This window comes from Pseudomonas sp. IPO3774 (genome assembly GCF_013386835.1).
Taxonomy (GTDB): Bacteria; Pseudomonadota; Gammaproteobacteria; order Pseudomonadales; family Pseudomonadaceae; genus Aquipseudomonas.
Genome location: NZ_JACAQY010000049.1, coordinates 24,227 through 47,150 on the forward strand (window position 1 = coordinate 24,227; position 22,924 = coordinate 47,150).

Consider the following 22,924-nt stretch of genomic DNA (forward strand, 5'->3'; position numbering starts at 1 on the left):
GAGTCCATGCCATGTTTTCAGGTATCAACCCTCCGCTTAAACGCATTGAAATTGAACGTCTGCACCTCACACAGATTGCATTGGCTCCAGATGAGGAAAAACATCAAAAAACGCGCATCAATCCAACTCCTTCCAATTCATATTGCACACGAAAGCATGATCGAGCACTTTGGGAGGATGTCTTCCCGCATTTCAGCGCGATTATTCAAGCAGATGGTACTCCTTGGACTCATGGCAACCTCTTCTTATTAGACAGAATTCTAAACATCCCTGGTACCAACGATGGAACTCTAAGAGGAATTGCAAATGACTTAGTTCACTTCATCAACGAAATATCGAAAAATGAAATAGGGTATTTAGACTTCTCAACAAGAAAGCTAAAACTCCCCACATATCAATACCACCGACTTCTAAGCGAAGCTATGGAGTTAGGTGCTGGGGAGGCTAGCACTGCGAAAAAAAAGCTCGGTAGTGTACGAGCGTTTTACAGATGGTTAAAAAAAGAAAACATCATTGATAAAGATTTAAGACTTTGGGAGGAAAGCACCTTTTACCAAAGTTTCACTGATGATCGAGGCCAAACTTACTCAAAAGCCGCAACTAGAACAGACTTAACGTTTAAGTCCGAAAAAAATGTAGACCCTACCGATGCATTCATAGAGGACGGCGGTAAACTTAGACCATTAACTCGAGAAGAACAAAAGGCATTAGTGCAAGCACTGATTCACTTAAAAAACCCAGAGATGTTAATTTCTTTCTTGATTGCAATGACCTCTGGAGCACGAAGCCAAACGGTATTCACCCTACCGAAATCTATTTTTACATCCGATCGAGCAGCCAAAGAGGGTGAATTAGTACCTATTCGGATAGGGAGAGGTACTAATATTGACAATAAAAATAATACGCCGATGACGTTACTGATACCGAAATGGGTTTTTTTGATGGCCTGCACTTACGCCAAATCCGAAAGATACATCAAACGGTGCCATACCGCCAAAACAAAACACCCTTTATCAGAAATGGACTACTTGTTTATAACTAAATCAGGATTCCCGTACTATACCGCCAAGAAAGACACAAAAATCATTGAATCGAGAACACTACCAAAAGGGGAAGCCGTGAGATTATTTATCTCTCGTCAATTACTCCCTTGCCTCAGACAACACCACCCTAAATTCAGACTAAGCTTCCACGACTTGCGAGCAACCTTTGGCATGAACTTGCTCGAAGACAAACTTGAGCAAATCAAACCAACAACCGGAAACTACGACCTGGTATTGAGATATGTACAAGAAAGGATGGGACACGCTCGATTGGAGACCACAGAACGATACCTAAAATATCGAGACAAACTTAAGATATTTACACATACCCAATCCGAATTCGAAAGCTACGTTCAGTCTTTGTGTGCAGACCCAGTATGAACACTTCAATGATTGAGCGTAACAATTCAAATTTAAATATAATAGACCCCACAAAAATTGAATCTTATGACAAAATTCTGAATATATCACCACCTACGATACTATTAAAAATCTCTGCAATCGAATTTGTGGACATTGGAATTTTTTGCTACAAAGAACGATCTCGAACCAAGTCAAAAAAATCACTAGACAACCAAAGTCTCATTTTTACGCGCTGCGAAGCGATGAGGAAATGGACAGAGTCGGCCATTGAAAGAGTACAAATCAAGAGCCTCAAACCGGTTACAATCGGTTCTAAATTTGAACGACTTGCAGCTTTTTTTGATTACGCTGACTCTGCATTGTTAAAAGATCCATGCGAAGATGCTGAGTCTTATGCCGATGCATTGAGAAGCTATACAAACTATCTCCGAAATACCTTTTCCACAGAGCGTAGCGCCAGTTACTTACAACTATTGCAATCCGAAGCAATTTTGTCTGGATCATGGTTTTTCCCAAACACAACAACTGACTTTAAGAACAATCTATTTTTGATTCGCGCTCCAAAGCATTCAAAGAAACAGACGGCCACGCCATCTGAAGAAGAAATGCAAAAAAGCTTAAATATCTCAAGTAAAATCTTCAACCAACTCTTCGACATCACTATGCAGTTCACAAAACTACCATGCCAGGTGACTTTTAATAAAGATCCAACGTGGATTATTCCTAGCAACCCTTGGTATGTCCGCTCAGTGGAGAAAAAAAGCAAAACCTGGAATTACCGAGAAGGGAGACCCCTAACTCAGGATGAAACAACAGACTCTGCTGACACGTGGCGAAAAACCTCAGTAAGAACGAACAAAACTATTGAGCGAGCCAATAGTTGTCGTTACACAAAACTAAGATACACGCTAGCTAGTTTTGCAAGAGACGCATTCTTAGCGCTATTCTGTGCCAACTCCGGCCTAAATGAAAAACAAATCATTGACCTACCGGAAGACCTGGAAATAATAAAAGACACAAAAAATCATTTGTTATGCACAATAAAAAACAGAGCAGGAGGTAAAGAAGTTTACGGGACTATAACGAATGTATTTAGGCCATCCCTAGAGAAATACATGGATCTCCGAAAATATCTTCTTCGCGACCGACAGCATCCAAAACTCTTCTTCCGCACGTCCTTGGATGAGAATTTAGCTTTAAATGATTTAGACGAAGGCCAGCTAGTTAATTACTATGAAAAGATCGATAAGACACTTCGACTCGACATTCCAAAACTAGGTTATCGCCAACTCCGTAAATTCAAAAGCATATGGCTACGAAAACACAAGGGTGTTAAAGCATCAGCTAACGCCATGGGACACACTACTCAAACTTCAGATAATAACTACTCAGAGGAAAACAAAGAAACAGCCGAAACCGAAATGACAACATTTTTCATGAAGTTAAGTGAGTCCGTATCTGACAGAATAATTGGTATAACACTGAAGGAGTTTAGAAGCCCGGAAGGAGATAAGGCTACTCAAGCGGCGCATTGCAAAAAACCAGATAATCCGATGCCAGAAGCTCAAGCCGTCAGCGCTATCGTGAAATGCGGAAATCCTCGAGGCTGTCTATTTTGTGACAATTTCAGAATACACGCTGACGAGGAGGATGTACGTAAACTTTGCAGCCAAAAATACGTCACTATGGAGACCATGTCTCTCGCAGATTCAGAAAGTCATTTCAATGAAGTACATGGTGAAACAATTGCAAGAATAGACTTATATCTGGATCACATATCAAAGCTTTCGAAGTCAAAAGAACTCCTGGTAAAGCGGATTCACCATGATGTATTCAGCAATGAAAACTTAACTCCATACTGGAGCAAGATGATGAATTTCTTTATTTCAGCGGGAATGATTTGATGAAAAAGTCACGCATTACGGACGATTTCGTACCGTTACCTCAAAATAGATTAATCACTATCGAAGAAGTACCTAAATGGATTGAGGAAGCGTTCCCTGATTTTCATAGAGACACATGGGATCTAACAGCGTACGCAACCTCGTTAAAAGCCCAAAACATCATGTATTTTAAAAACATGTTTGCAGGCACCCCTAGTGAAAACACTTTGACTTCGCAAGTTAAAATAATTTTATGTGTAATAATCAGCGTCACATCCGGCAACAACGGCGTTAGAATTTGTAACGGGAGCTTATTTGGCTACCTCACCTTGTTGAAGAATTTTGGAACCTATTGCGTTAAACAAAAAATTGACATCTATTCATGCCTTTCAAACCCATCACATCTCTCGAACTTTACTAGGTCAGCGCCAGACTACATTTTAAAGCGGCTAAAGGCGTTGTTATCAAAGTTGCGCTTTATCGCAATTGACGGTCTGTCACCAGCCACTCATTTACTATCGGTCAAAAATCGAGGACTACTTAATACAAACAACACATATAAGCAGCACCCAGCAATCCCTAGCAACATTTTCATGAACATCATTGCTACATGCCATGTTGAAATCAACTATTTCAATAAACACTCCAAGAACATTGTAGCTTTTTCAGATGCTCTCGCGAGAGACAAAAACTACGGTAGGAGTATTACGCAACAATTTTACAATCCGAGAGCCGACAACATCTATGAAAAAATCTTCTTAGAAGCTGTTGAACAACATAAAATGGAGAAATTCATTGAGAAATATTCGATAGAAAACGTCTCACAATTCTCAAAATACTTCAGCTTCATTCAATGGTGCTGTAAAACCCTCGTTCACATTTACTCTGGCATGAGACGCAGCGAGGGTTATGCTCTTAGATTAAATTGCTTGGGACATACAAATACTTCATCTGGAAAAAGAGTCAGAGTATTTACTACAACTACAAAACTGCATGGAAAAAAAGTTCAAACCAGCTTTGTAACTTCGCCCGACGTTGTACCGGCTGTTAAAGCAGCCGTGACAATATTTCATGCAATCGCAGGGCATTCAAAAATTGTCAGGCCAGATGAATGTTATATTTTCATATCAACGTCGCATTTCCCGTATAGCAACGGATACAATAGATTTGAAGCCTGGAGGAAAACAAGTTTCACACTAGCCAATTTAGAGATTGCTGACTATGGAAATTGGTTAAAATTACCGACTATCCAAGAGGATGATTTTGCAGAACTACAATTCATATCTCCATTTCGTGACTGGGAGTCAGAAACAAAGTTTCAGATTGGAAAACCCTGGCCCCTCACCACTCATCAGTTGCGGAGATCACTTACCGTTTATGCCACACAAAGTGGGTTAGTAAGTAATGAAACGATGCGCGTTCAACTGGGACATTTCATGCGTTCGATAATGCTCTACTACGCAAAGGGATCTTCTTTTGCAAAAAGCTTGATAGGAGAAAACACCGATCATATTGCCTATGAATTAACTAGAGAAAGCCAAGAACTGAATGCGCTAGCATACATCAAGCATGTCATTTCAAGTAATGAACAGCTATTTGGAGGCCACGGAACTTTTATTGAGAAAAACTTAAAACCAATTAATGTAATAAACGTGGTTGAGTTTAGAGAGTCCACAATACAAAACTTTAAGCGAGGCCTAACTGCTTTCAAAGAAACGATCGTTGGTGCTTGCATGTCATTAGTGCCTTGCCATCACCTTGCACATGCTGACATATCACACTGCATCAACTGCTCTAAATCCTCTGTACAACTATCGAAATTAGAAAAAGCTACAACACACCATACAATTTTCTTGAATTCATTAGAGGTTGGATCGGTAGAACATCGCACTCAACTGGAAATGAATAATAATTTGCTTGCTCAGATCAAAAAATTAAGGAGCAAAAAATGACATTCACGAAAAAGTACGAAGACGCGCTAGAAAGGCTAAAAGAAAACCTTCCTATCAGGATAAAACCTGGCAGCCCAATCTCATACGACAATGTTGCACTTGAGGCAGGATGTGGAAAAGGTTCTCTGAAAAAAGGGCGCTCTTCGCTTGATGATCTTCGGTCACAGATAGCCACAGCGATGGCAGAGCAAGCCAATAACACGAATAAAATCAAAAAGCCAAGTGACATCGACCTTATAAAAGGCAAGCAAAACACTATAAAGAAGTTAAAATCGGAGTTGCGCGAACTAGAGGTTCAGTTTCAGCAATCAATCGGCAGAGAAATAATGCTACTGGATCAGATTAAAAGTCTATTGGCTACTGTAGAATCGCTTAAATTGCAAAATGATGTAGTTATTCAAATTAACAGAAAAAAATCTACTAAATAGACTGAAACGACTTAAGCAAACGCTAGAGTTGCTGGACTTGGTTTGGCCGGGTACCTATCACCGAGGAATAGACGATGCTAGAAATGTTGTTTCTATCGAGATGCTCACATGACAACTGAGCCCAGGTGCCCGAAGCCCTGCATAAAGCTGAGGAACGGCTGAAGGTATTACGACGAAGCATTTAAAGTGCACAAGCACCACATGCCTGTCGCTCGCCAGCAGTGAAAACTATCCCCCTGAGACGACAACGATAGCTTCCAAGCACTGAACAAGCTACGTCAATATCCTGCAAAGTCAGGGTACCCAAACAATTCACCTGATCTAGCCTTTTCAATCCAATAATAATTGCTTGCAAAGCTATAGCGTTCTATCAACAACTCTGCTAACGATGCATTCCCAAGAGCGAACAAGGTGATGAGAACATTTTCCAAAGCGTTAGTCTTCTGAATAAGATGCCTAAAGCTTTCCTTAAAACCTTGAACATCTTTATCAAAATAAAACTGCAACTCTTTTAAGTAACTTGCATATATCACTGAATAATATTCAACAAAAGTTTTGTCTCTAGCAAAATAAAACAAAGCTTTCATTCCCGCAAGAAATTTCGGCGTCAATCTTGCAGACAACGAATCCCAAATTTCACGCTCAACAGCAAAGCTATTGATAATTTCTTGAAGCATGGCCTGAGAGCCAAGTTCTGCTACATCATTATTATCTTGTCCGTCAGCATCTGGATGAAGCTTTATCCACTCATCAAAAAAACATATCAATTGATCGTCTGCAACACCCTCCAGTGGAATAGTTACACCTACCAACGAAGCCAGATAATAGTGCCCTGTAATTTTTGCTATAGCTTTGGACAAATCATTACTGCTTAAATTTAATTCTGCCCTAATTTCTGATTTTGTTTCTGAAAAGCTTTCGTCCCCCCATTTATTTTTTGGTGGCAAATGCATAGCTAAATGGTAAATCATCGGACGTGAAAGCTTAGATGTATGAGTCCCTTGCTGATATTCGTCACGCAACCACAAATTCAGACGATGGAGCAAATCGAGACTTTGCTCCAACTCCGCAAACTTCTCTTTCAAAACAACAATGTTAATTATTGAAACTTCTGCCAAATGCTTTTGACTTTCATTACTAACAGGGTATCGGAAAGTTTGACCAGTTGAATCAACTGATGCTATATCTAAAATTATCTGATTAATTTTCGCATTTAATGAAACATATCGAGAGTCAAGGCTTTCTGATTCAGACTTAAAAGCACCCCATATGATCCCTATATCATGCGAAGTAGCGGAATCAAATACAAAAGACACTCCCTTGATAGCTGCGATTTCAAACAGCTCATCTATAGCGCCTTTCAACCTAAGCTCAACTGAGTGCCTCATGTTAAAGCAAATTGGGTAAATTAGCTCATCAACGTATAAATGTATGCCACCATCATCAATGACCTGATCTAGAAGCATATTAGCGGCCGTAGAAAAACCTTTGGAGTATTCCACATAACTTGGACTTCCGTTATTACCCACACATGCATTTGCCCAACTCTGATCCCCACCACAAAAAGTTGAATTACCGCCCATGAAACTTTACTCCCATTTCAAACCTCAGCAACCAAGTAACACGCCCCATTACTACAAGACAATTCATTAACAAGTGATCCGATCATTCATTCGACCAAAGAAACCGTACATCAAATCACCATCTAACACTTCGAAAGGCAACGTAAAGACGTAATGTCGAGCCGGGCGAAAGCCCGAAGGAGCGATAGGCAAAGTAACTTTAGCTCCGCAGCCCAACGAGGCGCCTATCGAATCTCACACGAGAACACCCCTCCTCCAGTCGACCGATAAGATCGACGACGGCTCTCGTCTCCACCCCCGTCCTCGACACATCCAGTGGGTGCTTTGAAGTCAGCCCTCGAACCGGCAAGCTCATCCATTCAGTTGTTCCCCCCCGCTGCACCTGCTGTAGGCTCCCTATCCGGTCAAGTAATTCGAAAGACAGTCCTTCGAGAATTAGGTCATGAAGCCTGGCACTGCGTGACGGCAGCCCGAGGGCCAAGATCCAAATGCTCTGTAGGATCTTGACCCCTGGCTGCTGCAACGACTTGCTCGATGATATCAATAGAGATCATCGGGATCTTCCAGTGGATCGCCATCCTCGCCAGCCTTGTCTATCTTAGGTTCGACCTCCTCCTCGTCCCGACTTGATGAATCGAAATACTCCTCGTCCATGTCATCGAATTCGAAGTTGTCATCGATTTCCTCGTCCGTGTTAAACCGGGCTTCACCTTGGGCGGTTGCTTTAAGAACGAAGATGGGCGGAATCTTGGCTTCGTGATTGTAAAATCCGACACCTGCGGCCAGCAGCACACCGAAGCAGGGGTGCCCCTGGATAAACGACAAATCGGTATTGCCGAGCCATCGCCTTCGTCCGCCCTCGTACGCCATCAGCCAATGGGCACCATAAAGTGCTTCGGGGGACACAAGGGCTTGCAGGTTCGATACGTCAATTAGGTCATCTACATAGCCGCTGTAATAAAGGTCAAGAGCTATGAGAGAACATACCGAACTTTCAACCCGCAAGACTTGCTCAATTAGCGATGCTTTGAGCGTGATTCCGATTTCCTTACTCAACCACAGAAGCCATGCGGTTTCACTGTGGTGATTCGCCGCTGAGGCGGATTCCAAAAGGTTGCTGCAGAAATCGGTGATTGCGGTGAGGTTCAGCGGATATCCGTGATGATGGTAGGTCGCGAGGATCTGAGTAATTACCTGCAAGGTATTCGGAAAGCCGTAGCCGCACTTCAGCAGATAGGCTTCGGCAATGGGCCAGTTCGGGATCTTGATGATGGTGGATGACAGCTGTTTGAGGCCGTACTTCACCAAGCTTTCATCTTTGAATCTCGACTCCAAGGAGAACAGCATCTCAAAGAAATAGTGGATGTCGTCCTTTTGCTGCCTGATCATCGCGGAAATCTGGAGCTTTTTCAGGCTGTATTTCCATGACTCCTGCACCAGCTCGCGCACCTCCACAATTCGTGTCTTGGACGCATTGATCTGCAGCTCAAACGAACTGACGCATTTTATGATTACAGCAAGCGCCCTCTCGGCTTCTTCCCTTCGGTTGAAGAAAAACGTGAAATCGTCGACGTACCGAAAGCCCTTCGGCCAAGCTCCGAGTTCCTCGCGGATTGCCTTATCGATGGAAACGCCGATGATCTCAGCAATGATGTGAGAGGTATCTGGGCCGATAGGGAGCCCGACAGTTTGCCCGTCCTGAGTACCCATGCATCGACCGTCGAGGATGTTGCCGAAGTGTAGTGCGGTCTTCTTCTTATTCGTCTTCGCGACGGCTTTGGTGTGAAGAGCCCAAGGAATGGTGTGGGTGTACACCGTAGGAAAATAGCTTGAGATGTCCGTGACAAGAGCGTAACGAGCACCTGCGGATTGCCGAACGCGTTCCTCGTAGAGGTCTGTGAACTTCGTCAGCTCAATCGCCCGTAAGCTCCCCCCTGGCCCTGGGATGCTGCGGGATATTTCGCTCGTTTCGTAATGTTCTTGTATGCGGGGCCAGTATTCACAAATATCTCTAGCCAGCCCATAAAAATTGACCGGATTGATGATGGATGTGATACGTCTGCTGTAAGACGATCTGGCAACCTAGAAGCGCTCGCCCAGTGACAGCACAGAATTTTTTTTGGCTAACTCGGCGTCCCAGGGCGCTTGGATATGACTCAGATTGGCCGCAAGCTGTTTCGTGTTAAACCCGGTAGGAAGCTGGACGGGAAAGTAGCCTTTCGCAAGCAGGTCTTGGAGTTCCATCGCGTCCCTTCTCTGGCATCGTTCGAAGAGAACATCTTACTGTGGAAAGCCAAACGTCGACATTCTACGGTGCTGCCTTGTCAGAATTATCGCTTTTTCGGCAAAGCTATGGCGATGGGCAAGCAATCACTCGGACTCAACTGACTTGAACACAACCTCCCCTCTTCCCGCCCGCGAGGTCTGCCAGGTGTTGACGTACGTCGCCCTAGGACAACGTATCATGATGCGGAGCTCGACCCAGTCATGGGGGGAGATCTATCACGGGCTCATGAGCGTGGAGATTGATGGATGGCTACTCACACTCTTCAATGACTGTGACACCCTGGATTACTGCGAGAACGGCAGGTCGCCTGATGGCCGAGTCGGGACACTTGAGCTCTGGCAACGCGACGGGGCTGATCCTGTCGACCTATTGAGCTCCAGGGAGCGTGAACAGCTCGAACGCTTGCTCGCCGCGCTCTGAGCCTGCAGGTACAAGCACGTAACCATTGCCGGTGCAGTAGCAATGGAAACCGTACGTGAAAAAGCCACAGAGTAGAAAAACAAAGCCCCGGAGGTTCGCGGCTCCAGGGCTTCTATTTTCGCCTCCATCCCTTAATGGTTTGGCGAACGTGGCCAGGACATTACCAGCGCCGTTTTGATATTTCACTTCGACTTTGGATAAAAGTGTTCGATCAGCGAAGCATCGATGTCGTGTTTACCATGGACGCCGTTTCAACAGGAGGACTGCAAATGGATCTGAAATTCAGTCACGTAGATGTACTGGTCAAGAATCTCGACGAAGCCTGTGAATACTACGCGCAGATACTTAACGCCAGGATCTCCAAAACGCTCGTCTGGGAACGAGGTGGTCTGCATGTGCGCTACGCGATTGCGCTGATGGGCCAAGAGCGTTTCATGTTGGCACAGCCGTTGGCGGGAAACCTGAAAGAGCTATTGGACACGTCGGGTGAAGGGATGATTTACCGCCACTGCTACTCAACACCGGACATCGAGAAAGCCTATGACGAATTGATGGCCGCAGGTGTTCAGCCAGAAGACGAAAATGGAAAGCGATTGGCTCGTGCGAACCTGCAATCCCCGTCTGGAGCACGCATCATTTGGTTGCCCAAACGCTTCGGGCACTTCTCTATTGAGATACTGGAAGACAAAGCGCTGGAGGCATTTATCGAGGCTGCGTTTTCCTAAGAAAATTCTTCAGTGGGCGTCGTGAGTAGGCCAAATGACGTGAGGACGTCGAGCCGGGCTTAAGCCCGAAGGAACGACAGGCATCATCGTTTTAGCTTCCCAGAACAAAGATCTCTGGCTTCGCTGGCTGGTGGATTCGAAAAGACTTTATAGTCGACTATAGAGCGTGCCCGGAGCCATCCGCGTCGTCAGCACCCAAAGATCTCGAATCTGCTCTTACCCAGTGCCCCATTTTGCCTGACCATTTGCTGGCGGATCTGGGCAACCGAAAGGAGTATGAAAATGCTAAACCGTCCCGACAAAGACTCGCTTCGTGCGATGCTCGAATCGCAGGTTCAACAAAAGCTACTGAACGATCCGGACGCGCTAACGACTTATGCGGCGCAGCGAGACCCTGAGCGGAAGCCCTACGTTAGCAAACGCACAGTCCAGGATAAGGCTTTTGACAAAGAGCTTGATCAGATGCGAGCCGATGCTGAAGCCGGAGTAATACGTAAGCCAGAAAGTCTGCACACGGGCGGAAGCGAGCCTAATCTTGCACTTGATGATTATCCCGGCTTGAAGGCAGCAGCGACTGCATCGATTGAATGGTGATTTCGATGCCGAATTGCCCATCCAGCTATTAATAAGCATCGCCCTGATAGCCTATCGCCATCAAAAGAGCGGTGGATCGGCAATGGGCACAGCGAGCTGTCCATGGGGTTTCAGGATGGCTCTGGCAGGAGGATCTGTTGAGGAATGTTGCCGAACGCCAAAGATTCTGACGGCGACAAAGGGCATCAAAAAACCAATTTCATCGCGTAATTGAGCCGCCACTGTCAGTTCACTCACCTGAGCATATCTCGCAAAAATACTTATACAAGTGGTTTGTCTATGTACAAGAAAAATAGTGGCCATTTGAATCGCCCCGGGTTTTCTAGACACTCTCAAGGCTCGCTGCGTAACGCTTTTCAAACTCTACCGGTGACAGCTGATTGTTGAAACTGTGGCGTCGTTTTGGGTTGTAAAACATCTCGATGTAATCGAACACATCATCTCGAGCATCCTGGCGTGTAGTGTAGATTTTACGCTTGATCCGTTCCCGCTTCAGCAACTGGAAAAAGCTCTCCGCCACAGCGTTGTCGTGGCAATTACCTCGACGACTCATGCTGGCTACCAGGTTGTTAGCTTTCAAGAAGCTTCGCCAGTCTGAGCTGCTGTACTGACTGCCTTGATCCGAGTGGATCATCACCTCTTGCTTCGGCTTACGTCTCCAAACCGCCATCAGCAGTGCATCAATGGCTACGTCGCTGGTCATCTGCGACTTCATTGACCAACCAATGATCTGGCGTGAAAACAGATGGAGCACCACGGCCAAATACAGCCAGCCTTCATATGTTCGGATGTAGGTAATGTCTGTGACCCAAACTTTGTTGGGTTCTCTGACATCGAATTGGCGCTTCAGTAAGTTCGGTGAGGCAACGGCTGGCTTACCGCCGTATTTTCCAGGCCTCCGTCGATACCCAGTCTGAGAACGTAAACCTTCAAGGCGCATCAACCTAGCCACCCGGTGACGGCCACAGCTCTCACCAACCTCTCGCAGGTCATCATGGATCTTTCGATAGCCATAAACGCCACCGCTTTCCAGCCAGGAGTGTTTGATCAATCCAAGCAGTCGCTGATCGTCCTTGGCTCGCGCAGATTTTGGTTCTGATAGCCACGCGTAGTAGCCGCTGGGATGAACCTTGAGCGTCAGGCAAAGCCGTCGAATCGCGTAATGACCCGCTTGCTGCTTAATAAAGGCGTACTTCAGCCGCACTCCTTGGCAAAGTACGCGGCGGCCTTTTTTAAGATGTCTCGCTCCTCCGTCACCCGTTTCAGCTCGGCACGTAGACGACGAACCTCAGCGCTCTGATCATCCTCCTCAACGCGCTGTTCCTGAGGCTTGGTGTAGCGCTTAACCCAGGCATAGAGGCTGTGCACAGACACACCCAATCGTGCAGCCACCTCCGAGACAGGAAGCTGCTTTTCGGTCACTTGCTTGACCGCCTGGATTTTGAATTCTTCGGGATAACGCTGGTTGCTCATGGCACCTCCTAATGGGCCTCATTTTAGGGCTTGGAGGTGTCTACGAAACTAGGGGCGATTCAGAGTGATCCAATCTGGGTTTTGATGGCGTTAGCATAAACACCGTGGATGAATTGAAACTTAATTCAAAACGCCCCGCACAGGCCGCAATGGGTGTCTATGCACAATGTGGCCCCTCTCTTCAACCAGGTGGAGAGCGCAGCGTGGGAAATGCTCTGGAGGTGGGCGGTCCCACCTCCGCAAGACACGCCGTTGGGTGAAAGATCGGTATTTCAAAGTACAAGGGGCGCGTCGATAGGTATTCTCATGTGCTGAAAAACCGCCGATAGCCGGAAGCGTCAGTACCCGTTATTGGAAGCCTCGGACACACCATTTGTGCGACATGTCAAGGTCAAAGCCACTGCCAATCCCAACGACCCTGAATGGGATGAGTACTTCGAATCTCGCAGGGGCAAGAGAATGCTCACGCCCGCAAAAGGTCGAGCAAAGTTGTAACGGATATTGGTACAACAAGGCGGCAGGCGCAGCGCCTGCTTCAAGCAGTGACAAAAGACACGCCGTGGCACAGTCGCCATATTGTGAAACCAGGTCACGGCGGGACGGATGCAGCGTCCAATCTTGAGATCTATCATCTGCGGTGCCCAAGGGATATGAAATCTGCCAACGTCGACGATGTATAAGCGGGTGCCCAAAGACGCCTTAGCAGAGGTTTTGGCCGTGTACTGAGACACTCGCATACACGGTTCTTACGGGGTTGGACGCGGGCAACCGCGTCTCACTACCCGACAATCCGATCCGACCGTGGGCACTTGGACGTTCCAACTGGTTATTTGCCGGGTCGCTTCACAGTGGGAAACGGGCGGCGGCGATCATGAGCTTGATCCAGTCGGCGCGTATGAATGGGCGTGATCCGTATCCGTATTTGAAAAATGTGCTGACACGGCTGCCGACGCAGCGGTCGAGCGAGATTGATCAACTGCTGCCGCATCAGTGGGTATCTGCATGAGTCATGCAAGGTGACTTTGGCAAGCGCTTACAGAGATACGGATTCCATGGCTATTAGGCCCACCTTAAGGCAGGCAGCGACGTAGGATTGATTCACTACCATGGTCTATGCCTGGCGTATTGCATTAAGTTTCAATTCAGCCACGGTGTTTATGCTGGCACCTTCGAACCCCAGAATGGATCACTCCCATGAAAGCCCGTTACTTCGCTCTCCTGTTGGCCCCCTTGTTTAGCACCGCGGCCCTAGCGGGTGCTGGTTACACCGGCCCAGGCGCGCAATCGATGGTCACTGTTGCTAGCGCCCAAGCCGCATCCGACGATACGCCCGTGGTATTGCAAGGTCATATCATCAATCGTCTCAAAGACCACGAGAAGTACGAGTTCAAAGACACCACAGGTACCATCGCTGTGGAAATCGATAACGAGGATCTGCCACCTGTTCCCTTCGATGAGAAGACGCTGGTCAAGCTGACAGGTGAGGTCGACAAGGGGCTGATGAGCCGTGAGATTGATGTTGACCGAGTTGAAATTATCAACTGACCGCTGATTCACATCTCCACAGGGCCGCTGAGCGGCCCTTTTCGATGTGCGCCCAGCACGGGCGCAATCTTGCGGGTGAAAGCCCCGCCGTAAAATGACCACCGCGAACGAAGTGAAGCGCAGCTGCACGAAGGCGACCGAGTGTGGGAAGGACGCGTAAGCCGATGAACAAGAATCGGATATAAGGCGATGTCGACTACGTATTTCGCTCATCATGACCGGTCATTGCTCATCGGGTACTATCTGGAAAGTTGCAACGAACCTAACCCGTAGTGATGAGAACCCAAGACCTCAGTCGATCACGGCTTCTGTAACTGAATCCCAGTCATTGGGTGCAGCATGGTGGACGTTTTTGCTCTTATCGCTCTTGATCTCTTGGTTGGGTAGATGACTTCGCCATCCGCTAACGACGCGACTGCCGACGCAGCGGGCCAGTGATATCGACCAACTGCTTCCGCATCAGTGGGTGCCTGCCTAACTTACGTAAGGTGAGTTGGGCAGGCGCTTACCGTGGAAACGGTGTCCGGATACTCATAGAACCAGTATCCGGATCAGCGTGGAATCACTGTCCGGATGTGCGTGGAGTGGGTGTCCGAATGAGTGTGGAATACGCACTCTATGAATGTACCCTTACGGGGTGGGTCGACACGCACAAAACCAACCGGGTCAGGAGATGAAAATCCCCGCACCGTTCAGTTGCGTGATGCCAACACCCACCAACAGCACGGAGTTATCGCCAAAGGACAGCAAGGTGTTGTCCTCGACTGTGGAGGCATAGGAGCGGTAATCGTAGTCTTGCCCCAGGCCCTCGATGCCAATGAATACCAGCTTATCGCTGGCCTGATAGCCCTCGATCCGATCGTTGCCGAATACACCACTGAACAGGAAGGTATTGCTCATGCCTCCCGAGACCATCAGGTCACTGCCAGCCCCGCCGACAAACACATCATTGCCCTGGCCGCCGATCAAGTGATCGTCACCGCCCAGGCCAAACAGCCAGTTGCCCTCACCATGGGCGGTGAGAACGTTGTCGCCGGCATCACCTTTGGCCGAGGCCGCGTATTGTATCAAGTCGGTTCCGGCCAGCAGGCCGTTGCTGGTAACCTGATAAGTGATGTCATGGGAGCCCCAAGGGATTGAAGTCCACGGTATATAGGAGGTTTCCTTGCTAACCAGCGCACCGACATCCCGAGTTATGCTGATACCGCCATAGGCGTCGTTGATGTACAGCGTGCCATCGCCATCGTTGGCAAAGCTGAAGGTGGTTAGGGACTTTTGCAGCTCAAAAATGTTATCGCCTTTACCGCCTAGCACAAGGTTGTAGCCACCGTCATCTCGGAAACGATCGTTGCCGGCGCCCCCCTCTAGGAAGTCATTACTCGCCCCGCCCTTGAGCAGGTCGTCGCCCTCGGTGCCGATGATGAAGGTGTTACCTGTGTGTTTTTCGGCGTAGCGGTTCAAGTCTTGCACCCAGGTCGTTCCAAGGGCGGCATCTGACAGGCTGGAAACGACAATGGTCGAATTTTTGCTAGTCAGGTCGTAGAAGTCCGAGGCCGCAATGCGGCCAAGACCATGGGTATAGCCTTCCAGGTAGTGAGCCTTGGCCACGCCCCAGTTAAGGCTATTGGAAAAATGTGCCGAGGCCGAGGCGTAATTGTCAGTAAAACTGACTAGGTTGTTGGCGGCCGAATCCCAAGCCCTGTCGTTGCCCCACAAAAGCGCCGAGGTACTGATGCCTTTGCCATCAATGGCTTTAAAAACTGGGTCATTTTCATAGCCGATATTCAAGACCTGGGTATCGCCTAAACGTTGAGTGGGTGAGGCAAATGTGACGTAGTTGGCGTCCCGATAGAAGCCATCCCAATGATCGTGACTCAAGGTCGCCAGGCTGTTGGCGCCCAGGGCGCCAAGGCTATGGCCGGTGACCAGAATGTCCTTACCGGTCAGCCCCTGGTTATTAGCATAGTCTGCGACGTTGCCGAGTAGGGTGTTAAAGGCAAGCTTGGCGTAATCGGTGGCGTATCCGGGGAGTATGGCGGCCGCCAAATCACTGGCTACATCGCCCAGGCCATCGAGGGTCAAGCCGAAGGAGGTGCCACGGAACGCGATTCCTATGGCAACCAGCTTACCAGAGCTGTCGTATTGCCCCAGCACCTCAACGTTGGCGGAAGCCGCCAATGCTGTCTCGCCCCACAAAGTGCCTTGCTTGTCGACATGTTCGGTCACACCCAAAGCTTGTGCACCAATAGGCGCCCAGCCACCTGTTGCCAGCGGCTCGCCGGTGGAGTCATAGGCATACTTCGATAAAGCCAAGGCATCGTTCAGCAGCGCCTTACCCTGTTCGCCCTTCATACTTTTGTAATCGAAAACGCCCATTCTTTCGTCCTTTTTAGGATGGTTTTCTATGCGACCACTGTTCGGATGGCCGGGATGGATTGGGGCCGGACTCGAGAAGACTGTCAATCGTTACCTAAAATTTGAATAGCCAGCGATGAGTTACCTGAAAGTTCGCTTCTTCAGCGCTACGGCATGGCCACCGATCAATTGCTTAGCCCGCGCAGGAGACGCCGGTATAGGCCCAGCCCGAGACCAGCCAGTTTCGCATTGAGGCCGTAAAGCCGCTGATCATTAAGCAAGACGTGTTGAGCAGACGCTTACCTTTGAACTACGCAAGGCGTGTTCGCCGGACGCTTAGTGCGCCAGTTAAAGCTGGCGGAGGATAGTCGATGAAAGTTCGATACTGGTAAGAAATGGCGAATCAACCAGACCCCGAGTCATGCATGTTGCACCGTGAGGTGCAGGGTGAAGCGTTGACAGGGGAAACCGATGGGCCAGCCATTGAGCCGCGTAATCAGGAATTCGGGATGCCGATGCTGTTAAGCGAAGCAGAAGGCAACACGGAGCATGGCGTTATACGTCAGTCATGCTCTGATCCCGCGCGGTCGGAGACCCTGTGCACGCCGGGAAGTCCTCCGCACAGAAACTGGGAGATCTCAGCGGCGCCCAGTGCGCAAGCGCCGGGCGGAGCAGGAAAGGCCAAAAGCCGTAACCCTGCTGTTCACGTCGCTGAGAAGTCGGATACGTCCGTAGTACCTGAGAAGCCATCGAACAAAGGGCCTGGCCCTGCGGAGATAGTGGAGGAAAGGGACGTAGTCAAGGGAAACACCAACAGGCCTCCCGCGCCCCGGACACTGAGCCGGATCAGCTGCGCGTCGATGGGACTTGACGGTGTACGTGAAGCAGCCCGAAGGAACAAGGGCATGCAGTTCACGGCATTGCTGCACCACATCACACCGCAGTTATTGGCGCAGAGCTTCTATGCCCTGCGCCGCGATGCAGCGGCGGGCGTGGACGGCATGTCGTGGCGAGAATATGAGGAAGGTCTTCTCCAGCGGGTGACCGATTTGCACGGAAGGCTCCACAGGGGAGCCTATCGGGCAACGCCGTCGCGGCGGGTCTATATCCCCAAAGCCGACGGCAGGCAGCGCCCGCTGGGCATTGCCTCTTTGGAGGACAAGATCGTACAGCAGGCGGTCGTTACCGTTCTGAATGTGATCTATGAAGAGGACTTCCTGGGATTCTCGTACGGGTTTCGACCGGGACGCAGCCAGCACGATGCGCTGGATGCGTTAACGGTCGCGCTGAAGGGCCAGAAGGTGAACTGGATATTGGATGCGGATATCACGTCGTTCTTTGATGAGATCGACCATGAATGGATGCTGATGTTTCTGGGACACCGGATTGCAGACCGGCGCCTGCTCGGGCTTATCTGCAAATGGCTTCAAGCGGGTGTTATGGAGGATGGCCGTAGGGTGGCTGCGCTGAAGGGGACTCCCCAAGGGGCAGTGATATCGCCATTGCTGGCGAATATCTATCTTCACTACGTGCTGGATCTATGGGCAAGGCAATGGCGCCAGCGGCATGCCCATGCCCATGGCGATGTGATTGTTGTGCGCTACGCGGACGACAGTGTGGTGGGTTTCAGGACGCAATGGCAGGCTCAGCAGTTTCTGGTGCAGTTGCAGGAACGCTTGGCCAGGTTCGGTTTATCCCTCAATGCCTCGAAGACACGGCTGATTGAATTTGGTCGTTTTGCTGCGAGAAATCGTAGGAAGCGAGGGTTAGGTAAACCGGAGGCGTTTGACTTCCTGGGCTTCACGCACTGTTGTAGTACCAACAGAAGCGGTGGTTTTCAAATACTGCGACTGACGGTCAAGAAGCGAATGCGTGCGACGCTGCTGGCTATTCGGGATGAGCTGAAGCGCCGACGTCATGAGCCCATCCGGGCTCAAGGGCAATGGCTTACTCGGGTGGTCAGGGGCTACTTCAATTACCACGCGGTGCCGGGAAACCTGATACGTCTTGGTGGTTTTCGTTCGGCGGTATGTCGCCTATGGCGGCAAGCCCTCAAACGTCGCAGCCAGCGTAATCGGCTTCAATGGTCACGCTACGGACGCCTTGCTGACCTCTACATACCTAGACCCAGAAATGCACATCCTTACCCTGAGGATCGCTTCGCGTCATACACCCGAGGCAGGAGCCGTATGCGGTAGTTCCGCACGTACGGATCTGTGCGGGGGGTGGCAGGTAACTGCCATCCCTACCGCGACCCATCAACCAAAGCCTTAAGCATGCCCACGCTCATCACATCCAACGGCTAATGATTACGGGCAATCTCGCTCTGCTAGCGGGTATCACGCCGAATCAAATATGTGAGTGGTACCTGGCAATCTATATGGACGCGGTCGACTGGGTGGAGTTGCCCAACACACTTGGCGTGGTCATGCATGCAGACGGCGGCTACATGGGGTCTAAGCCTTACTGTGCGAGCGGACAGTACATCAAGCGCATGTCCGATTATTGTCGTGGCTGCGCGTACAAGGTGAGCGAAAGCACCACAGATGACGCCTGCCCTTTCAATTCGCTCTATTGGCACTTCCTGATACGTCACAGCGACCGCCTGCGCAGCAATCACCGTTTGGGCATGCTGTATAAAAACCTCGACCGAATGCCTGAATCAAAGCAGCAAGCGCTCTGGCAACGTGGTCAATTGTTGCTCGCAAAATTAGATAACGGTGAATCATTTTGAAAAAGAGTGAACTCCCAGTCAAAACCTGCATGACTTGCGGCCTTCCCTTCCTATGGAGGAGGAAATGGGCTCGCTGCTGGGAGGAAGTTCGTTACTGTTCTGAGCGCTGCCGGCGTACTAAACCTGCCAAGTACTGAGCCCAAAAAGGGCCATCACAGGCCCTCTTGTACTCCAACCAAAATCACTTGCTCAGCCAGGACTCTACAGTCGCGGCACCGTGCTCACTTTTCCACTCTTTCAAGCGCCTGTGGTTACCACCTTTCGTTTCAATGATTTCACCGGTGTGCGGGTTCTTATAGACTTTCACCTGACGGGCTTTACGTGTGCCGGCTTTTGGCGCAGACACTGGAGAACGACGACCGGCCTGTGGATCAAGCAGGTTGATCACGTCTTTCAGGCTGTAGCCATATTTTGCGAGCAAATCGCGAAGCTTCGTTTCGAATTCAATTTCCTTCTTAAGGCCGGCGTCGCCTTTCAGAGTTTCAAGCGCTTGGAGCTGCTCAGCAAGGTGTTTTTCGAGTTGGCGGAATTCTGCGAGTTTGGACATGGGAGTTTCCTAAGCAATTGGTACTGTCAAGTCACAATAGAATAGACACTTAAATGAAGCAGAAGTATCAATGTTTAGATTCTATAGGCTGCTCGGGTACAGAACGTCGGAAAGCGCTGAGTAACCGAGGCAAGCGGAGCGCGCAGGCTGGCACAGCCGAAGGCGTGAAGGATGGATGCCCGTAAGGCCGAGATACCGCGGGACGCGGGAGCTCGGTTCACGACAGCCTGCCCGCGCACAGCGGGTCGCCAACCGAGGTAAGTCAGTCAGATCTTGCGGCTCGAATCAATAGCACCACCGTCGTGGGCTGAACACAACGCGCAAAGCCAATGCCCTCCTACAAGGCTGCAAAAAGCTCCAGACCTCTCACTAGCTCTGTTATCTATTCAGCCGGACTTTGGATGCGACGAAGCTCATTCCACGTAACGGAGCCACAAATACGTCCGACCAGAGATTGCCTTTGCGACTTCAGAAATACGTGTTTGTAGGTCTTCATCGCTAGTGTTGTAGAGGGCATAGAAGTCTTTGGCCACAGCGTTAGCGCGGCATACACCAGGCGGCTCAGCACGAATGAAGCCGATGTAAGAAGCACCTACGCCCATCAACTCATAGCCATGCGCTTCTGAAAAATGACGCGCAACCGCAAAGTTTTTCGCAGGATCCCGGTCGGAAGTGAAATAGCCATTCGGAAAAGCTGCGAGTGCCTGGCAAGACTGCTGAACGGGTATATGATGCAGCAAAAGCTTGTCGCAGAAGTACATCCGCCGGATTTTCCCCAACATTTCCATGCTGATCACCCTGTGCTCTCCTGCTCAAAAAGTGAGCAAAAACTGTTGAGCACCTGGGTCAGTTTTCGGTCAGCGGCAACACCCTACCTAGCCCGATGGATAAATTGTGCTGGTTTCAACTAACTGAGAAACGAGCCGCCAAGTGTAGCGATTATGGAAGAACTCCCACATTGGAGATGTTCGATATTGAACGAGGTGCTACTTGGAGCTGGACAGTAAATCGATAGTTGCCGCAGGCCTAGCTATAGTCGTGTCTCTCGTTTTCTTCCTTCGCTACGTCATGTTGCGGCGGTGGAAGCGCCAGGAACAGGAAGCGTTCAGGACAGGTTTCTACCATCAGACGCGGAACCAATTCATAGCTGGGCCAATCGGCCCGAAAGATCCACCTCGCCGTTGACGCCACTTCTGCCAAACAAGTCTATGCTCAGAGACATTGCTGCCAATGGAGTGTGTGATGTTAGTACCCGGTGAACCAGCTAACGAAGATGATCGAATAAAGGTGTTGCAAGACCTCCATGTCCTAGACACTGCCCCTGAAGAGCGTTTTGATCGCCTGACGCGCTTGGCTAAGCGTCTGTTTGATGTTCCCATTGCACTCGTGTCTCTGGTGGACAAGCATCGTCAGTGGTTTAAGTCTTGGGTTGGACTCAGCGTGACTGAAACGTCGCGTGAAGTTTCGTTCTGCGGACATGCAATCTTGAAGAATGAAATGCTTCTGGTGGCAGACGCTCGCAAGGATGAACGCTTTTGGGACAATCCACTGGTAACGGGGAAACCGTATATCCGTTTCTATGCCGGTTACCCTTTGACTGTTCCCGATGGCCACAAGATGGGCACCTTGTGCTTAATCGATTTCAAACCTCGCCATTTCGATGCTGAAGATTACGCGCTACTACGCGACCTGGCGGGCATGGCCGAACAAGAACTGGTTGCCGTTCAGATGGCAAGCATCGACGAGCTGACATGGCTATCTAACCGACGTGGTTTCATGACCCTCGCCCAACATGCATTAGGCGCGTGTCAGCGACACGAAAGGTCGGCCACCCTGCTGTTTTTTGACCTGAACGATTTCAAGCAAATAAATGACCTGTATGGACATGCTGAAGGAGACAACGCCCTCAAGGCCTTTGCCGATGTGCTCCGCATCGCCTTTCGAGAATGCGATGTGGTGGGACGTCTGGGAGGTGATGAGTTTGTCGCATTACTCACAGGCTCCAGTCAAGTCGAAACCTCGGCGATCATGGCGCGGTTCAAGGAGTTGTTGGAGGAGAGCAATGCTACCTTGCACCGTGGTTATGCCATCCGCTTCAGCGTCGGTCAGGTCGAATATCATCGCGAGCTTCACACAAACGTGGAAGACCTGTTGGCGCACGCTGATCGCGCCATGTATGAGCACAAACAATCGCTCAGCCGTCCATAACTGACTGCATCATGTGCCCAGCTAACGTACCCGTCCGGCCAAGTCACCTACCCAACCCTGCAAAGCCAAGACATGGTGTGCACTTAAATTTAAGTGGACACCAGTTCTAGCCTTTTAAGCGGGTATTTCATGCAGCCAACATGCCGTTCCTATTCTAAGTCCTTCAAAGCCCGGGTCATTCAAGAGTGTGCCCAGCCAGGCGCTTCGATTGCCAGCATCGCGCTCAGCCATAGCCTCAACGCAAACCTCGTCCACAAATGGTTTCGGTTACACACGCAGCAAAATACGGCGCTGCAACCTGCTTTCATTCCGTTGCCCATGCAGCTGGCTGGAGCAAATTCGCAAGCTGCATCGCCGAATATCTGCGTTGAGATCCAGCCCCCGCGTGGTACCGTCAAAGTGAACTGGCCAACGGAAAGTGCTGCGGCCTGCGCGACCTTCCTTCGAGATCTGCTGCGATGATCCGCATCGACTCCATCTGGCTCGCCACCGAGCCGATGGACATGCGAGCAGGTACCGAGACTGCTTTGCCAGAGTGATCGCGACGTTCGGTGCGGCGAAGCCGCACTGTGCCTATCTATTCACGGTGTCGTTTTTACATCTGTATTCCCATCCATTATTTTGCACGATGGAGTCCGCAACATAGGACGAGCCTGCGACATACTGCGGCGACGTACAGGACGTCTTTGCGTGCCCTACGTCTCCATACACAACAGGTACAGACAGGTCATAAACAATCGCAGTGAGTAGAAGGAAACAAACGGTAAGGGGCCGGTGAACACAC

Annotated in this window: 18 protein-coding genes and 2 pseudogenes; 14 read left to right on the forward strand and 6 right to left on the reverse strand. The window is 49.4% G+C overall.

Features of this window, described 5'->3' with window-relative positions; all coding sequences use genetic code 11:
* Positions 1 to 11 precede the first annotated feature (11 nt).
* The 4 genes from HYE77_RS24415 to HYE77_RS24430 are packed head-to-tail and all read left to right on the forward strand — an operon-like array spanning position 12 to position 5,669.
* Complete coding sequence (locus tag HYE77_RS24415; protein ID WP_177069603.1) at positions 12 to 1,424, forward strand: site-specific integrase; 1,413 nt, start codon at positions 12 to 14, stop codon at positions 1,422 to 1,424.
* An 8-nt stretch (positions 1,425 to 1,432) separates the two neighbouring features.
* Positions 1,433 to 3,310, forward strand: coding sequence for a hypothetical protein (locus tag HYE77_RS24420; protein ID WP_177069605.1), 1,878 nt, complete (start codon positions 1,433 to 1,435; stop codon positions 3,308 to 3,310).
* Positions 3,310 to 5,241: a hypothetical protein gene (locus tag HYE77_RS24425; RefSeq protein WP_177069607.1), complete on the forward strand. Its 1,932-nt coding sequence runs from the start codon at positions 3,310 to 3,312 to the stop codon at positions 5,239 to 5,241. The genes HYE77_RS24420 and HYE77_RS24425 overlap by 1 nt, the downstream gene beginning before the upstream one ends.
* Positions 5,238 to 5,669, forward strand: coding sequence for a hypothetical protein (locus HYE77_RS24430; protein WP_177069609.1), 432 nt, complete (start codon positions 5,238 to 5,240; stop codon positions 5,667 to 5,669). The genes HYE77_RS24425 and HYE77_RS24430 overlap by 4 nt, the downstream gene beginning before the upstream one ends.
* A 278-nt stretch (positions 5,670 to 5,947) precedes the next feature.
* Here the strand turns inward: HYE77_RS24430 and HYE77_RS24435 are convergent, their stop codons facing one another.
* Together HYE77_RS24435 and HYE77_RS24445 are read right to left on the reverse strand one after the other, a co-directional pair.
* Positions 5,948 to 7,252, reverse strand: a complete 1,305-nt coding sequence (locus tag HYE77_RS24435) for a hypothetical protein (protein WP_177069611.1) — start codon at positions 7,250 to 7,252, stop codon at positions 5,948 to 5,950.
* A gap of 540 nt (positions 7,253 to 7,792) precedes the next feature.
* On the reverse strand, positions 7,793 to 9,307 hold the full coding sequence (locus HYE77_RS24445) for an RNA-directed DNA polymerase (protein ID WP_177069631.1): 1,515 nt from the start codon (positions 9,305 to 9,307) through the stop codon (positions 7,793 to 7,795).
* A 96-nt stretch (positions 9,308 to 9,403) separates the two neighbouring features.
* Between HYE77_RS24445 and HYE77_RS24450 the strand changes: the two genes are divergently transcribed.
* The 3 genes from HYE77_RS24450 (at position 9,404) to HYE77_RS24460 (ending at position 11,278) form a co-directional block, all read left to right on the forward strand.
* Positions 9,404 to 9,640, forward strand: coding sequence for a hypothetical protein (locus tag HYE77_RS24450; RefSeq protein WP_177069615.1), 237 nt, complete (start codon positions 9,404 to 9,406; stop codon positions 9,638 to 9,640).
* A gap of 588 nt (positions 9,641 to 10,228) precedes the next feature.
* Positions 10,229 to 10,684 carry a VOC family protein gene (locus HYE77_RS24455; RefSeq protein ID WP_177069617.1) on the forward strand — a complete coding sequence of 152 codons (456 nt, stop codon included), beginning with the start codon at positions 10,229 to 10,231 and terminating at the stop codon, positions 10,682 to 10,684.
* Between the two features lie 282 nt (positions 10,685 to 10,966).
* Positions 10,967 to 11,278, forward strand: a complete 312-nt coding sequence (locus HYE77_RS24460) for a hypothetical protein (protein WP_177069619.1) — start codon at positions 10,967 to 10,969, stop codon at positions 11,276 to 11,278.
* A 322-nt stretch (positions 11,279 to 11,600) separates the two neighbouring features.
* On the opposite strand, the gene HYE77_RS24465 is transcribed toward HYE77_RS24460, so the two are convergent.
* A protein-coding gene (locus HYE77_RS24465; protein ID WP_177069621.1) for an IS3 family transposase occupies positions 11,601 to 12,751 on the reverse strand; the annotation gives its coding sequence in 2 pieces (ribosomal slippage) (positions 11,601 to 12,517 and positions 12,517 to 12,751; 1,152 coding nt in all).
* Between the two features lie 784 nt (positions 12,752 to 13,535).
* Here HYE77_RS24465 and HYE77_RS24470 point away from each other — a divergent pair.
* Positions 13,536 to 13,757: pseudogene (locus HYE77_RS24470) on the forward strand (transposase domain-containing protein); the annotation flags it as partial.
* A gap of 188 nt (positions 13,758 to 13,945) precedes the next feature.
* Positions 13,946 to 14,296, forward strand: coding sequence for a YgiW/YdeI family stress tolerance OB fold protein (locus HYE77_RS24475; RefSeq protein WP_177069622.1), 351 nt, complete (start codon positions 13,946 to 13,948; stop codon positions 14,294 to 14,296).
* Positions 14,297 to 14,962: 666 nt separating this feature from the next.
* On the opposite strand, the gene HYE77_RS24480 is transcribed toward HYE77_RS24475, so the two are convergent.
* Positions 14,963 to 16,672 (reverse strand): polyurethanase, encoded by a 1,710-nt coding sequence (locus HYE77_RS24480; RefSeq protein ID WP_177069623.1) that lies wholly within the window; start codon positions 16,670 to 16,672, stop codon positions 14,963 to 14,965.
* Between the two features lie 884 nt (positions 16,673 to 17,556).
* Here HYE77_RS24480 and ltrA point away from each other — a divergent pair.
* The 3 genes and pseudogenes from ltrA to HYE77_RS24495 all read left to right on the forward strand — a co-directional run bounded on the left by ltrA (position 17,557) and on the right by HYE77_RS24495 (position 19,522).
* Positions 17,557 to 18,849, forward strand: coding sequence for a group II intron reverse transcriptase/maturase (ltrA, locus tag HYE77_RS24485; RefSeq protein WP_177069624.1), 1,293 nt, complete (start codon positions 17,557 to 17,559; stop codon positions 18,847 to 18,849).
* A 59-nt stretch (positions 18,850 to 18,908) separates the two neighbouring features.
* Positions 18,909 to 19,385, forward strand: a pseudogene (locus tag HYE77_RS24490) (cryptochrome/photolyase family protein); the annotation flags it as partial.
* Positions 19,382 to 19,522: a DUF2256 domain-containing protein gene (locus HYE77_RS24495; protein ID WP_177069625.1), complete on the forward strand. Its 141-nt coding sequence runs from the start codon at positions 19,382 to 19,384 to the stop codon at positions 19,520 to 19,522. The pseudogene HYE77_RS24490 and the gene HYE77_RS24495, both read left to right, overlap by 4 nt.
* 44 nt (positions 19,523 to 19,566) lie before the next feature.
* Here HYE77_RS24495 and HYE77_RS24500 read toward each other — a convergent pair whose 3' ends face one another.
* Together HYE77_RS24500 and HYE77_RS24505 are read right to left on the reverse strand one after the other, a co-directional pair.
* Entirely contained in the window at positions 19,567 to 19,932 is a 366-nt protein-coding gene (locus tag HYE77_RS24500) for a histone-like nucleoid-structuring protein, MvaT/MvaU family (protein ID WP_177069626.1), read from the reverse strand.
* 413 nt (positions 19,933 to 20,345) lie between these two features.
* The gene (locus HYE77_RS24505) at positions 20,346 to 20,672 is read right to left on the reverse strand and encodes a DUF4253 domain-containing protein (protein WP_371321567.1); all 327 of its coding nucleotides are present in this window, start codon (positions 20,670 to 20,672) and stop codon (positions 20,346 to 20,348) included.
* A 502-nt stretch (positions 20,673 to 21,174) separates the two neighbouring features.
* On the opposite strand from HYE77_RS24505, the gene HYE77_RS24510 reads away from it, so the two are divergent.
* Both HYE77_RS24510 and HYE77_RS24515 read left to right on the forward strand, forming a co-directional pair.
* On the forward strand, positions 21,175 to 22,140 hold the full coding sequence (locus tag HYE77_RS24510; protein ID WP_177069627.1) for a sensor domain-containing diguanylate cyclase: 966 nt from the start codon (positions 21,175 to 21,177) through the stop codon (positions 22,138 to 22,140).
* A 129-nt stretch (positions 22,141 to 22,269) separates the two neighbouring features.
* The gene (locus HYE77_RS24515) at positions 22,270 to 22,602 is read left to right on the forward strand and encodes a transposase (RefSeq protein ID WP_218174598.1); all 333 of its coding nucleotides are present in this window, start codon (positions 22,270 to 22,272) and stop codon (positions 22,600 to 22,602) included.
* Positions 22,603 to 22,924: the final 322 nt, after the last annotated feature.